Here is a 14,425-nt window from a genome sequence, read left to right as displayed (position 1 = left end):
TATGAAAAAAAATTTAATCATATTTGGAACTCGTCCAGAAGCAATAAAAATGGCTCCTTTAATTAAAGAGTTTCAAAAACGAGACCAATTTCAAACAAAAGTATGTGTCACCGCTCAGCATAGAGAAATGCTAGATCAAGTACTAGATTTTTTTGAAATTACTCCTGATTATGATTTAAATCTTATGAAGCCTAATCAAAATTTATATTCCCTAACTTCTGATATTATTACAGGACTTCAGCCCATACTTGAAGAATATAAGCCCGATTATGTCTATGTTCACGGAGATACTACTACTACTATGGCAGCAAGTATAGCTTCTTTCTATGCAGGTGCTAAAGTTTGTCATGTAGAGGCAGGATTAAGAACTAATAATAAAAAATCTCCTTTCCCAGAGGAAATGAATAGACAAATAGCAGGTCGCGTAGCTGATTATCATTTCGTGCCTACGGAAAACTCTGAACAAAACTTAAGGAAGGAAAATATTAAAGAGAATAGTATTGTAATTACAGGAAATACAGTTATTGATGCATTACTTTTTAGTTCCAAGAGAGTCCAAAATTTTGAAAATTCCGAAATTTTAGAGCTTAAAAAAATAATAGATACGGAGAAGAAAATTATTTTAATAACTGGTCATAGAAGAGAGAATCATGGTTTAGGCTTTATTAATATTTGTGAAGCACTAAAAGAGGTAGCCTTAAATAATAAGAATGTACAGATTATTTATCCCGTACATTTAAATCCTAATATTAAAGGTCCTGTTTATGAATTACTTTCTGGAATAGAAAATATAAAATTAGTTTCCCCATTATCATATCCCGCATTTGTTTGGTTAATGAAAAATGCATATTTAATTATTACAGATTCGGGAGGAATTCAAGAAGAAGCTCCTAGTTTAGGGAAACCAGTATTAGTAATGAGAGATACTACAGAACGCCCTGAAGCAGTAGATTCTGGAACAGTAATTCTTGTAGGTACAGATAAACAAAAAATTGTAAAAGAAACTAATATTTTATTAGAAAATACTGAGAAATATTCTTTGATGAGTGAATTACATAATCCTTATGGAGACGGAAAAGCAAGTGAAAGAATAGTAGATTTTATTGCAAATCTATAGCGGTTTATGCGAAGAATTATACATGAAAAAATAGTAAAAACACTATCTTCAGATTTAAACAGAAAAATTTTTAGTCAGAGTTTTTGGATTATTTTAGGGAATGTAATCTCTAAGTTTACATTGTTAATTGCTACAATCTTTATGGCTAAATATTTAGACAAAGAAGAGTATGGGCAATTTGGAATCATAAAATCTACAATTTTAATGTTTGCCATGTTTGCTGGTATGGAGCTAGGAATGACCGCAACTAAGTTTATTGCACAATATCGTTTTTCTCAAAAAATAAAATTAGAGAGAATTGTAGGAATGTCTACTTTTTTTGCAATAGTAATTAGCATTCTCATTTCCTTTCTAATTTATCTGTTTGCTATACCTATAGCGCATCAAATAAATGCTCCGAATTTAAATACAGAAATTAAAATAAGTGCTTTTATTTTATTCTTTTCTTCGGTGAATGGTATACAGAATGGAATTTTAGCAGGAATAGAAAAATTTAAAGAATTATCTATCAATAGTGCGATGAGCGGAATTATTTCTTCTGTTCTTTTGATATTAGCGGCAAGATTTTATACTTTAGATGTTGTAATCATCGCATTTGGAGCTAATTACGTTTTATTTTTTATTTTCAATTTTATCACTCTAAGAAAAAAATTCTATTCAGAATTTAAAATTGAATTTTGGAGCAAAGAGAATTTTAAAGAAATTAAAATACTATGGGATTTTAGCTTTCCAGCTTTTTTAGCGGGATTAATGGTTGCACCAGTGGTATGGTATGCTAATTATGTTTTAGTAAATCAACCCAGTGGATATTTACAAATGGCTAATTTTGATATTGCTAGCCAATGGAGAAATACCATTTTATTCATTCCTGCCGCTTTATCGCAAATAGCACTTCCTCTTTTATCTTCAAGAGTAGAAGACAAGGCGCAATACAGAATGGTTTATAATAAAAATCTTAAAATAAATATTGTTCTAGCTTTTTTTTTAGTAATCGTTTTTGTGATACTTTCTCCATTAATTGTAGATTTTTATGGAGCAAAATATAATGATTTATTATGGCCAATAATAATTATGTTCATTACAACAGGATTAATTTCTATAAATAATGTAATTGGTCAGGCTATTGCAAGCCAAGGGAAAATGTGGTTAGGTTTTTATGCTAATCTCATGTGGGCAATTATACTTACTGTAAGTACTCATTTTTTAGTTGAAAAAGAAGCTCTAGGTGCTATAGGATTATCATTAGCTTATCTTATAAGCTATTTTTGTCATGCAATCATTCAGTTTTTGTATATTAGAAGATATTTAAATTAACATGTAATCTTAAGAGTAATGACGTTTCCTGGATTTTTTGCTATCTTTTTTGCAATAATGATAATTATTAAAAAAAAATATAATTTCATTATTGATCCTATGTTTTACATGTTAATGATTTTTATCCTTTTTTTTGGACAGACAAAAGAAATTGTGCTCTCCGAAAAATCTGAACTAATTTTAACATTATCTTTTTTTATTTTCTTTGGAACCACATATTTTATCCGAAATAGAGAACTAAAATTTCTGGTAAATTATTTTCAAAGAAAAAGCACTGTGCTTAAATCCTTGGACATTAAACCATTAACCAGAAGTCAACAATTTTTCCTTTTTTTAATTGTACTCACTTATATAACTTTTGATTTGTCATTGAATACATGGTTGTATGGTTCTTTTGAAAAAGCGGTCACTAGATTTTATTATAGATTGCCCGAAATAGAAGATGCTCCTACTTATTTAAGTATTATTCAGTTTTCACTTTATTCAGTTTCTTCATTAATTTTATTTGTTTTAAGCTATAATAACTCGAAATTTAACACTTCTTATTTTTATACCAATCTTTCTTTTCTTGCTCTAGCACTTGTCGCTTTTCCAAGAGGAACCAGAGGAGCTATAATTGTGCTATTGATTATTATTATTTTAGCCAAAATTATTTCTAATTTTTCAAGTGGATTATCACCATTGAAAGGAATTTTATTTTCTCCTAAAGTTTTGTATCCTGGTTTAATTGTGTTATTAATGTTTTTAGCTCTTTCATCTATTCGAAATAAAGAGATTGATAATTTGGACATGTTACAGAACACGATAACCGAAATGGATTTTTCACAATCTCAAAAAGATTATAGTTCTACAGAAGGAGACCTTTTACTCAAAGATTATGAACTTTCAGTAGATAAATTTGGAAATACAGTTCCTTATTTGCCTCTAAATTATACTTTGAAAGCAGTATTACTTAATCCTATTCCTAGAAGTGTATGGAAAGAAAAGCCAGTAGGATTTGGCGTAGCCTTAACAGAAGTGAAATTGGGTGGGCAGAACTTTGAACCTCAGCATCTCGCTGATTATAAATGGTCTAATGCAGCAGGAGTAGCTGGCGAAGGATGGGCAAATAATGGTATATATGGAGTTATACTATACTCATTTCTTATGGGATTATATGCTGGAATTTTATTAAGATTAGTAGATGCTTTTCTTTTATCTGATAATTACTTCACACTACTTATTAGTCTTCTTTCATTTTTGGCAAGTTTACTCACTGTAAGAGGTGATATTTTATCAGGAATTACTCAAGGTCTTTACCCAATGCTATTTTTCTTACTTATCATTTTTTTTATTGAACCATTTATAAGGTATAAGTGGAGTTTTAATTAAACTTTTTTATTTATGAGGAAAGTAATTATTATTCATAAAAATACAATTGAAAAAGAACCTCCAACTCAGATGGTAATACAGCATCTAAGAGATTTAGGAGTAGAGGTTACCCTAATTACATTAGGACTTAACGAATTTTGGAAAGACCGTTTTAGAAAAATAAATGTTAACTATATTGAATTAAATTTAGGGAGTTTCGTAGATCTAGAAAAAAGATCTCTTTTTGTAAAACTAAAAACTTGGTACAAATATAGAAAAGCAGTTCTGGCTCATTTATGGAATAAAGAAAATACTAATGCTCTAATATGGTTTGTAGATGCAGATAGTCTAGCACCATTATTATTTTCTTCATTACCTAATAAATTATCATATGTAATGCATATTTTAGAAATGTATGATCATTCTAAGCTTTACAGATATGTTATTAATAAATATGTGAAAAAAGCTAAAAGACTTATAGTGTGTGAGGAAATCCGAGCTGCAATTTTTAATGTTTGGTTTCAACCCAAAAAAATTCCATTAGTTTTACCTAATAAACCCTACAGTTTAGAAGAGAATTCTCTGGCTTTGAACTTTTTGAAAAACCACCAGCCAGAACTTTACCACCAAATAGTTAATCTCAAAAGAAAAGTAATCCTTTATCAAGGATTAGTTTCTCCAGAAAGAGACTTGTCTTTTATTTTAAAAGCAGTAAATAAATTAGGAGAAGAATATGTACCAGTAATTATGGGACGAGATTATGGAATGATTGAAAAATATAAAAAACTATGTCCATCACTTATACATATTTCTTTTATTCCTTCTCCTCAGCATCTCTATATTACCTCTTTAGCAAATATTGGGATATTAATGTATGACCCTATATCACTTAATCAGATATTTTGCGCTCCCAATAAGATATTTGAGTATTCAGGGTATGGTATCCCCATGATAGGAAATAATATTCCTGGTCTCAAAATTCCTTTCGAAAAGTATAATTGTGGTAGAATTTTTGATAATGGTAATATTGATGAATTGTGTCAAAATATTTTAGAAATAAATGAAAACCATGAACAATTTTCTAAAAATGCAATCAGATTATATAATTCAGTAGATAATAAAGCATTCTTAAAAAGTGTTTTAGAAGAGCTAGACTATTCCTAAATTAATATATGAAACTAATAATCAATACTACAACTTTAAGTGGGACGGGAGTTACTCAAGTTGCATTTTCTTTTATTCAAGAATGCAAATCACATCTGCATAATACTTATCATATATTTTTTAGTCCTACTCTTTCTAAAGAGATTGATAAAACGAGCTTCCCCTCTAATTTTTATTTTTATGATTTTAAGGGGCATCCTCTTTATGGATTAAAAGGTTTTTTTATTAGAAAAAAACTTAAGAATTTATTCCAAAATGTCCAAATTTCTTTGAAGACGTACATAAGTCAAAAAAGTATAGGGAAATAAATTTTTTGCTGAAATTTTATAATTTTTTTGTTAATTTTAATTTTTTTTTTGAAAAATACTACCGTAATAAAAAAATCACCAAATATTGAATAATAATGAAGATTTTAATTGATAATTCTAATTTATTTGCAGGGGGAGGTTTACAAGTTGCTGCTTCTTTTATAAGGGATTTAAAAAAACTTGGATATAACAATGAATATTATATTGTTCAATCTTTCAATTCTTCTAAAGAATTAGGAAATGAAAGTTTTCCAGAAAATTTTACTTTTATTAATTTTTCCAAAAAAGAAGAAAAATCAATATTTAAAAGGATAAAAGAATTAAAAAAAATAGAAAATACAATTAAACCAGATGTAATATTTACTGTTTTTGGACCGTCATATCATAAAAGTGATTATAAAAAAATAGTTGGATTTGCATGGGGGTTCGTCATTTATCCCAACTCTCCCTATTTTAAGAAAATATCTTTTAAAACTTTTTTTAAATTTAAAATACTTAATTTTATTAAAGTTTTTTGTTTTAATAAAAATTCTGATGCTTTAATTTTTGAAACAGATTATTCAAGAGAATATTATTTAAAGAATTTAAATTACAAAAAAGAAACGTATGTAGTTTCAAACACGTTAAATACAATTTTTAATCAAAAGGAATTACATGAAGATTACTATTTAAAATCTAAAGCCAACTATAATATATTATTTCTTACCGCAAACTATCAGCACAAAAATCTAGATTTATTGCCGGAAATAATAGAGTTTTTAAGAGATAAAGAGAAAAAAGATTTTTTTATAATACATGTAAGTATTAATGAATATGATTTAGAAATACCTATAGAATTAAAGAAATATGTTAATTTTTTAGGAAAAGTTACACTTAATGAATTACCTTCATTATATGAACAGATGGATGCTGTGTTAATGCCGTCCCTCTTAGAAACTTTTTCTACGACATACTTAGAAGCAATGTTTATGAAAAAACCACTTGTAGTTTCTGATTTAGAGTTCGCAAGAGACATATGTAGAGACTCGGCTATATATTGTACACCTACGAGTTCAATGGACTTCGCAAATGCGCTGTATAATATATTTCGAGATAAACAATTAGCAAATACTCTTGTTAATAATGGAGATATTAATTTAAAAAGATTTGGAACAAGTTTAGACAGAACAAAAAAGTATTTAGCTATTTTAGAAAAAACTATAAATACACAAAATAAAAAATGGAAATAAAAAATAAAACACTTTTGATAACAGGTGGCACAGGTTCTTTTGGATCGGCTGTATTAAATCGTTTTTTACATACTGATCATTTCTCAGAAATCAGAATCTTTTCCAGAGACGAAAAGAAACAAGATGATATGAGAAACCTCTACAAAAATGATAAAATAAAATATTATATTGGCGATGTAAGAGACTTCTCTTCGGTAGAACCAGCAACAAGAGGCGTAGATTATATCTTTCATGCAGCAGCACTTAAGCAAGTGCCATCTTGTGAGTTTTTCCCAATGCAAGCTGTAAAAACCAATGTAGAAGGCACTCAAAATGTAATAAGAGCCTCCGCCAATAGCGGAGTGAAAAAGGTAATATGCCTTTCTACAGATAAAGCAGCTTACCCTATTAATGCAATGGGGATTTCAAAAGCTATGATGGAGAAAGTTGCGGTAGCAGAATCAAGAAATCATAAAGATACTGTAGTCTGTCTTACCAGGTATGGAAATGTAATGGCGTCTAGGGGCTCAGTAATTCCACTGTTTATTAAACAAATAAAAAATGGAAATCCAATTACTGTAACAGACCCAGAAATGACACGTTTTCTAATGTCTTTAGATGAAGCTGTAGATTTAGTCTTATTTGCTTTTGAGCATGGTAATCCTGGTGATTTATTTGTGAATAAGGCGCCAGCTGGTAAAATTGGTGATCTGGCTCAAGCGCTGAAAGAAATGTTTAATGCTAATAATGAAATTAAAATTATTGGCACTAGACATGGAGAAAAATTATACGAAACCCTTTGTACTAGAGAAGAAATGCTAAAAGCAGAGGATATGGGTAACTTCTTTAGAATCCCTGCAGATAATAGAGATTTAAATTATGAAAACTATTTTTCTAGAGGAAATGATAAAATTAATTTTGTAGAAGATTACCATTCTCATAATACAGAACAACAAAACGTGGAAGGAATGAAAAGGCTATTGGCAAAACTTCCTTTAATTAGAAAAGAAGTTTTTAATGAAAATGTCTTGCAATATCCAGATTAGATAATTATGGAACCTAGGCTTATCAAAGGTGGAAAATTTACGGATAATATAGGAGTTTTACTATTTAATAATACTTTTGACGCTTCTTTAGTGAAAAGAATGTATAACATTTCAAATCACGATTTAAATTTTGTAAGAGGTTGGCAAGGGCATCATATAGAGAAAAAGATGGTTTTTATCCATGTTTGGTGAATTTACAATATGGGTGAAAAAGATTAATAATTTGCAAGAGCAAGATGATGTTCAAAAATTTGTATTATCTAGTGAAGCTTTAGATATATTGTATGTGCGTGTGGGTATTATACTGCAATTAGATCAATGAAAAATAATTCCAAATTAATGGTGATGTCAGATTATCATCTTCATGAAATCAAAGATGATGTAAGATAGCCATTCAAGAAATAATAAAACATATGAAAAAAATTAAAGTTGCTACGGTAGTAGGAACAAGACCAGAAATTATAAGACTAGCAGAATGTATCAAAAAATGTGATGTATATTTTGAACATACATTAATACATACGGGTCAAAATTATGATTATGAACTGAACGAAATTTTTTTCGAAGATTTAGAACTAAGAAAACCAGATGTATTTCTTAACGTAGCTGGTAATCATTTAGGTGAAACTATAGGCAATGTAATAGCTAAGTCTTTTGAAATATTTTCTCAAATAAAACCAGATGCACTATTAGTTTTAGGTGACACCAATAGTGTTTTATGTACCATTGCTGCGAAAAGATTAAAAATCCCAATTTTCCATATGGAAGCTGGCAATAGATGTTTCGATCAAAATGTACCAGAAGAAATTAACAGAAAAATATCAGACCATATTTCTGATATTAATCTAGCTTATACAGAAAATAGTAGGAGATATTTATTGAGTGAAGGTTTTAGAAAAGATCATGTCTTTGTAACGGGGTCTCCACTGTTTGAAGTTTTAGAAAAATATAAATCTAAAATTGATAATTCTGTCGTTTTAGAGAAACTATCATTAGAAAAACAAAAATATATTGTAGTAAGCGCTCACAGAGAAGAAAATATAGACATAAAAAACCATTTTGAAATTCTAGTAAAATCATTAAACAAAGTAGCAGAAGTCTATAAAGTGCCAATAATTTTCTCTACTCACCCGAGAACAAGAAAGAGAATAGAAGCTAGTAATCTTCAATTTCATCCACTCATTAAAAATATTGCACCATTAGGCTTTTTTGATTATGTGAAACTTCAAAAAAATTCTTTCATTGTTTTATCAGATAGCGGTACAATTTCAGAAGAATCTGCAATGCTTAATTTTCCAGCAGTTAGTATAAGAACTAGTACAGAAAGACCAGAAGCTGTAGATTGGGGTACAATTGTTTTAGGAGGTATCTCAGAAGAAAGCATGCTTAATTCAATTGAGATTGCAAGAGGGTTGTATAATAATCAAGAAATAGATCTCCCTTTTGAATATAAAGTCAAAAATACATCTTCAAGAGTTATTAGAGCAATACAAAGCTACACACCAATTGTAAATAAAGTAATTTGGGATAAATAATGAAAAAAATTTTAGTAATTGGGATTAAAGGAATGGCGGGGCATGTTATCTTCAATAAATTTAAAGATGAATATGGTTTTGCTGCTTATGGTATAGCAAGAAATATAGAACCATCAGAAAATACATTTAATTTAGATGTAAACAATACTGATGTGCTTGGGCAAATAATTACTGAACATAAGTTTGATGTAATTGTAAACTGTATTGGTATTTTGAATAAAGATGCTGAAGACAATCCAGATAAAGCAATTTGGTTCAATAGTTATTTCCCTCATTATTTAGAGAAAGTAACAAAAAATACAGGAACCAAAGTTATTCATATCAGCACAGATTGTGTTTTTAGTGGAAATAAAGGAAATTATACTGAAGAAGATTTTAAAGATGGGGTTGGCTTTTACGCTCAATCTAAGGCTCTAGGAGAGATTGTTAACGACAAAGATCTTACGATTAGAACTTCTATTATTGGGCCAGAACTTAATGAAAACGGTATTGGTTTGTTTCATTGGTTTATGTCTCAACCAGACGATTCTCAATTAAAAGGTTATTCACAAGCATTTTGGTCTGGTATTACTACAATAGAATTGGCTAAAGTTGTTAAATGGGCTATTGAAGAAAATGTGGTTGGTTTGAAACAAATTGCTCCACATCATAAAATTAATAAGTTTGATTTACTTCAATTATTTAATGAAATTTTTAGAGAAAATAAACTTACAATTATTGAAGACGATCATTACAAAGTAGATAAAAGCCTCTTAAGTATTGTAACCAAATATACATATAACGTACCAGAATATAGAGAGATGCTTATCGAAATGAAAGAATGGATAAAGTCCAAAAAAATCTATAAGTATGAAATCTAAATTGTGGATTGCTTCAGAATTATTTTATCCAGATCAAACTTCATCTGCTTTTTACATTACTAAAATAGCCAATGAATTAGCGGATAAATATGAGGTGCATGTCGTTACGGCTACTAAAGAGGCTGAATCTGATGTTTATATTGACCCAAGAGTAAAAGTCAACAGAATATCATCCGATTTTAATAAAAATAGTCTTTTAAGTAGGACAATAGGTTTTGTTTACGTTAGCCTTTCTTTTTTCTTTTTTCTTTTAAAAAGAATGAAAAAAAAAGAAAACCTATTAATAATTACTAACCCTGCTCCTTTCATAATTTTGGCCGCAATTTTAACTAAAATTAAAAAAGCCAATTTAAAAATACTGGTTCATGATGTTTTCCCTGAAAATACAATTTCTGCCGGTATTTTCAAATCAAAAAAATCATTAGGATATAGGTTTCTTCAGATTATTTTCTGTAAAGCATACTCTACAGCACAAAAAATCATTGTTTGTGGTAGAGATATGCAAGATATTTTTCAGAAAAAAATAAAAAATGTAGAAGTTTTGGTTATTACCAATTGGGCTGAAACAGACATTCTTACCCCACAAAAATGTGATTGGAATGATAAAATTGTTTTTCAATTTGCTGGGAACATGGGCAGAGTACAAGGTCTGGATAAGCTAATGAGAATTTTGAATAAAGTGAAAAATCCTTTGTTAGAATTTCATTTTGTGGGAAATGGTGCTTACAAAGAAAAAATTGAAACTTTGAAAGAACAATTTCAATTGGATTTTGTAAAAATATATCCTCCTTTTCAAAGAGAAAATCAAATAAAAGTTCTCAATACTTGTAATATTGGTTTGGTAACGCTTTCTAACGGAATGTATGGTCTTGGTACGCCATCTAAGTCATATAATATTATGGCAGTAGGTAGACCAATATTTTATATTGGTGAGTTAAAAACTGAAATTAGAGAAATGATTCTTGAAAATAAAATTGGGTTTGTTTTTACTTGGGAAGAGAAAAATAAAATAATTAATTTTTTAAATAATTTATCATTAGCCGATTTAGGGATTTTTAATGAAAAAGGACAGAAAGCAAGAGAAATTGCTGAAAATTACTATTCTGAAGATAAAATTTTAAACCAATATAAAAAGCATTTATAATGAAAATCCTCTTTACTGGAGCTAATGGTTTTTTAGGAAAAAATCTAATTTCTGATTTAAATAAAAATCATACTGTTTTTACATTAGGATTAAATGATTCTGATTTTCAGTGTGATCTTTCTAAAGAAATTCCAAACCTTGATCAGTTAAATATTGATGTGGTGTTTCATGCAGCAGGGAAAGCACATAGTATTCCTAAAACTGACTTAGAAATTAAAAAATTTTATGAGGTAAATGTAGATGGAACTAAAAATCTTTGTGAATCATTAGAAAAAATTAATTTGCCAAAGATTTTTATTTTTATTAGTACTGTCGCTGTCTACGGAAGAGAAGAAGGAACACAAATTACAGAAGAGCATCCTATTAATGGAAAAACACCTTATGCAGAAAGTAAATGGATTGCAGAAGATTTTTTGCAAAATTGGTGCAAAAGAAATAATGTTAAATTAATTATTCTCAGACCTTCTCTTATTGCAGGAAAAAATCCGCCAGGTAATTTGGGAGATATGATTAGCGCTATTAATCAAGGAAGGTATCTTAATATCAATCATGGAAAAGCTAGAAAAAGTGTTTTCTTTGTTAAAGATTTTATTTTTATTATAGAAAATGCTTTTAAAATGAATGCAGGAATATATAATGTTTGTGATTCTAAACATCCTAGTTTTAAAGAGTTATCCTTAATTATAGCTAAACAATTAGGAAAGAGTAATGCTTTTTCAATACCTCTTCTACCTGCGAAATTAATTGCTAAATGTGGTGATTTTTTAGGAAATAAAGCCCTTATTAATACGCTTAAATTGAGTAAAATTATCAACTCCCTAACTTTTTCTAATGAGAAAATTAAAAAAGAATTAGGATGGGAGCCTTCGGATGTTATTAATAATTTTAAAATTTGAGTATGGAATTCATCATTGTAACGTTTATATTGTTGGTCTTAGAACTGCTTTATTTTAGAATAGCAGACAAGTTCAATATTATAGATAAGCCCAATCATAGAAGTTCTCACACAAAAGTAACACTTCGAGGAGGTGGAATCATTTTCCCCATTGCTTTTTTACTATATTTTGCGTCGAGCATTTTATACAGAAAAGATACGTTTCTACCAAAAGAATATTGGGCTTTTGGTTTAGGCCTCCTTATTTTATCTGTAATAAGTTTTCTAGATGATATTCTTGACTTGTCTACTAAACTTAGACTTTTTTTTCATTTCATTTCCGTTTCACTACTCATTTATTTTTTAGGAATATTATTTATATTGCCTATTTGGTTATTACCAATAGTCTTTATATTTATTATTGGAGTACTAAATGCCTATAATTTTATGGACGGAATTAATGGAATCACTGGACTTTACAGCTTTGTAATTCTATCTACATTATATTACATTAATCAGTATAAAATTATTTTTACAGATGTTAATTTTATTATTTATCCAGTTTTGGCGAGTTTAGTTTTTCTATTTTTTAATTTCAGAAAAAAAGCAAAATGTTTTGCAGGAGATGTAGGAAGTATGAGCATTGCTTTTTGGGTATTAGCACTTTTAGGACTACTTGTAGTGAAAACCCAGGAGCTTACTTATTTACTCTTCATAGGAGTATATGGGATAGAAGTGATTTTTACAATTATTCAAAGAATTAAACTAAAAGAAAATATTTTTGAAGCGCATCGCCATCATTTGTATCAGCTATTGGTCAATAAAATGAAATGGTCACATCTTTTAGTTTCTACAATGTATGGAGTGATTCAATTGCTAATTAATTTTTCTATCATTTATTGGAAACTAAATTTTGTGGAAGGAATCTTATACCTAATATTTCCTACTCTAACAATGTATGTTTTGGCTAAGTTTTACATCTTTAAAACGACCGAGACATATTAATTTTAAAAGATATATAAGATAAAAAATAGTATTTTAAAAAAAATACAAGGATAAAATTAATAAATAATTAAAAAAATATCTTTTGTTCTAGCTGTTTTTTGCGAAAAAATTCTTTATTTTTGCGTATAAACAAATTATTAAACGTGCTAATTAAATTAAACACAAATGAAAAATGAAATTTGGCTTTCATCTCCACACATGGGTGGTAATGAAATAAATTTCATTCATGAGGCTTTTGAACAAAATTGGATTGCCCCGCTTGGTCCAAATGTTGGAGGATTCGAAAAAGATCTTAAAAATTACTTAAATCAAGATGTAGAAGTAGCTGCGCTTAGTTCTGGTACAGCAGCCCTTCATCTCGCATTAATTATTTTAGGAATTAAGCAAGGTGACGAAGTACTGTGTCAATCACTTACCTTTTCTGCTTCTGCTAATCCTATCGTTTATGTAGGTGCTACACCTGTTTTTATCGATAGTGAACCCGAAACATGGAACATGTGTCCCAATAGTCTAGAAATAGCTATTAAGGATAGATTGGCGAAAGGCAAACTGCCAAAAGCGATAATTGTAGTGCATCTCTATGGAATGCCTGCAAAAATGAATGAAATATTAGAAGTGGCTCAAAGGTACAACATTCCTGTTATAGAAGACGCTGCGGAAGCGCTGGGGTCTGCTTATCAAGGGAGAAAGTGTGGAACTTTTGGGCAAATGTCTATTTTAAGTTTTAATGGGAACAAAATTATTACTACTTCTGGAGGAGGAGCTCTTGTTTGTAATACATTAGAACAGAAAAACAAAGCGGTTTTTCTTTCTACTCAAGCCAGAGAAAATGCACCTCACTATCAGCATTCCCAGATTGGTTACAATTATAGAATGAGTAATATTTCTGCTGGAATTGGAAGGGGTCAAATGGAAGTTTTGGATAAAAGAGTGGAGGCAAGAAGAAATAATCACTTTTTTTATGTAAAACTTTTCCAAGAAATAGAAGGAGTTACTGTTTTTAGCGAACCCAATGAAGATTTTTATTCTAATCATTGGCTCTCCGCACTTACAGTAGATGAAAGAATTACAGGATGGTCTAATCATGATCTTAGGTTACAGTTTGAAAAAGAAAAAATAGAATCTAGACCGTTATGGAAACCTATGCACCTTCAGCCTGTTTTTGAGAATTGCATCTATTATGGAAACTCGGTTGCCGAAGATTTGTTCAATAAAGGATTATGCTTACCTTCTGGGTCTAATCTTACAGAGGAACAAAAAAATAGAATAAAAGAAGTTGTTTTGAAAATGAAGTAAAAAAACAACAGAAATTAAATAATTGAAGAAGTTACAAAAAAAATGGGAAGGATTACCAACTATTAATCCGTAAAAGCACAGATTTTTCTGTGCTTTTTTATTTGTAGAATTGTCTAGTCCTGAAATAGCGATACACAAAAAAAACATCGTTATGAAAGAACATCAAGAACCGCTTTATATTAAGCGAACACAGAAAGATTACAG

The 14,425-nt window shown here is 29.2% G+C and carries 14 protein-coding genes; all 14 read left to right on the top strand.

Annotation, left to right across the window (positions count from 1 at the left end; all coding sequences use genetic code 11):
* Nucleotide 1 precedes the first annotated feature (1 nt).
* The 14 genes from wecB (C3729_RS12495) (at nt 2) to C3729_RS12430 (ending at nt 14,221) form a co-directional block, all read left to right on the top strand.
* Nucleotides 2–1,117, top strand: coding sequence for a non-hydrolyzing UDP-N-acetylglucosamine 2-epimerase (gene wecB, locus C3729_RS12495; RefSeq protein ID WP_104794458.1), 1,116 nt, complete (start codon nt 2–4; stop codon nt 1,115–1,117).
* 6 nt (nt 1,118–1,123) lie between these two features.
* Nucleotides 1,124–2,431 carry an oligosaccharide flippase family protein gene (locus tag C3729_RS12490; protein WP_104794457.1) on the top strand — a complete coding sequence of 436 codons (1,308 nt, stop codon included), beginning with the start codon at nt 1,124–1,126 and terminating at the stop codon, nt 2,429–2,431.
* Between the two features lie 288 nt (nt 2,432–2,719).
* Nucleotides 2,720–3,802 (top strand): hypothetical protein, encoded by a 1,083-nt coding sequence (locus C3729_RS12485; protein WP_133159984.1) that lies wholly within the window; start codon nt 2,720–2,722, stop codon nt 3,800–3,802.
* A 12-nt stretch (nt 3,803–3,814) separates the two neighbouring features.
* A complete protein-coding gene (locus tag C3729_RS12480) occupies nt 3,815–4,945 on the top strand; it encodes a hypothetical protein (protein ID WP_104794455.1) in 1,131 nt (376 codons plus the stop codon).
* Nucleotides 4,946–4,953: 8 nt separating this feature from the next.
* Entirely contained in the window at nt 4,954–5,253 is a 300-nt protein-coding gene (locus C3729_RS12475) for a hypothetical protein (RefSeq protein ID WP_104794454.1), read from the top strand.
* A 95-nt stretch (nt 5,254–5,348) separates the two neighbouring features.
* Nucleotides 5,349–6,482, top strand: coding sequence for a glycosyltransferase family 4 protein (locus C3729_RS12470; RefSeq protein ID WP_104794453.1), 1,134 nt, complete (start codon nt 5,349–5,351; stop codon nt 6,480–6,482).
* On the top strand, nt 6,473–7,507 hold the full coding sequence (locus C3729_RS12465; protein ID WP_104794452.1) for a polysaccharide biosynthesis protein: 1,035 nt from the start codon (nt 6,473–6,475) through the stop codon (nt 7,505–7,507). Before C3729_RS12470 ends, C3729_RS12465 begins: the two co-directional genes overlap by 10 nt.
* A 6-nt stretch (nt 7,508–7,513) precedes the next feature.
* Nucleotides 7,514–7,699, top strand: coding sequence for a hypothetical protein (locus tag C3729_RS12460; protein WP_104794451.1), 186 nt, complete (start codon nt 7,514–7,516; stop codon nt 7,697–7,699).
* A 221-nt stretch (nt 7,700–7,920) separates the two neighbouring features.
* Nucleotides 7,921–9,042, top strand: a complete 1,122-nt coding sequence (gene wecB / locus C3729_RS12455; RefSeq protein ID WP_104794450.1) for a non-hydrolyzing UDP-N-acetylglucosamine 2-epimerase — start codon at nt 7,921–7,923, stop codon at nt 9,040–9,042.
* The gene (locus tag C3729_RS12450) at nt 9,042–9,902 is read left to right on the top strand and encodes a dTDP-4-dehydrorhamnose reductase family protein (RefSeq protein WP_104794449.1); all 861 of its coding nucleotides are present in this window, start codon (nt 9,042–9,044) and stop codon (nt 9,900–9,902) included. Before wecB (C3729_RS12455) ends, C3729_RS12450 begins: the two co-directional genes overlap by 1 nt.
* Nucleotides 9,892–11,046, top strand: a complete 1,155-nt coding sequence (locus C3729_RS12445) for a glycosyltransferase family 4 protein (RefSeq protein WP_104794448.1) — start codon at nt 9,892–9,894, stop codon at nt 11,044–11,046. Before C3729_RS12450 ends, C3729_RS12445 begins: the two co-directional genes overlap by 11 nt.
* Nucleotides 11,046–11,942 (top strand): NAD-dependent epimerase/dehydratase family protein, encoded by an 897-nt coding sequence (locus C3729_RS12440; protein ID WP_104794447.1) that lies wholly within the window; start codon nt 11,046–11,048, stop codon nt 11,940–11,942. Before C3729_RS12445 ends, C3729_RS12440 begins: the two co-directional genes overlap by 1 nt.
* A 2-nt stretch (nt 11,943–11,944) precedes the next feature.
* Nucleotides 11,945–12,925: an MraY family glycosyltransferase gene (locus C3729_RS12435; protein WP_104794446.1), complete on the top strand. Its 981-nt coding sequence runs from the start codon at nt 11,945–11,947 to the stop codon at nt 12,923–12,925.
* A gap of 165 nt (nt 12,926–13,090) precedes the next feature.
* Nucleotides 13,091–14,221, top strand: coding sequence for a DegT/DnrJ/EryC1/StrS family aminotransferase (locus tag C3729_RS12430; RefSeq protein WP_104794445.1), 1,131 nt, complete (start codon nt 13,091–13,093; stop codon nt 14,219–14,221).
* Nucleotides 14,222–14,425 lie beyond the last annotated feature (204 nt).

The organism is Cloacibacterium normanense (assembly GCF_002943105.1).
Classification (GTDB): Bacteria; Bacteroidota; Bacteroidia; order Flavobacteriales; family Weeksellaceae; genus Cloacibacterium.
Note: the sequence above shows the minus strand (reverse complement) of the source record. Positions and strands in the feature narration are given on the sequence as shown.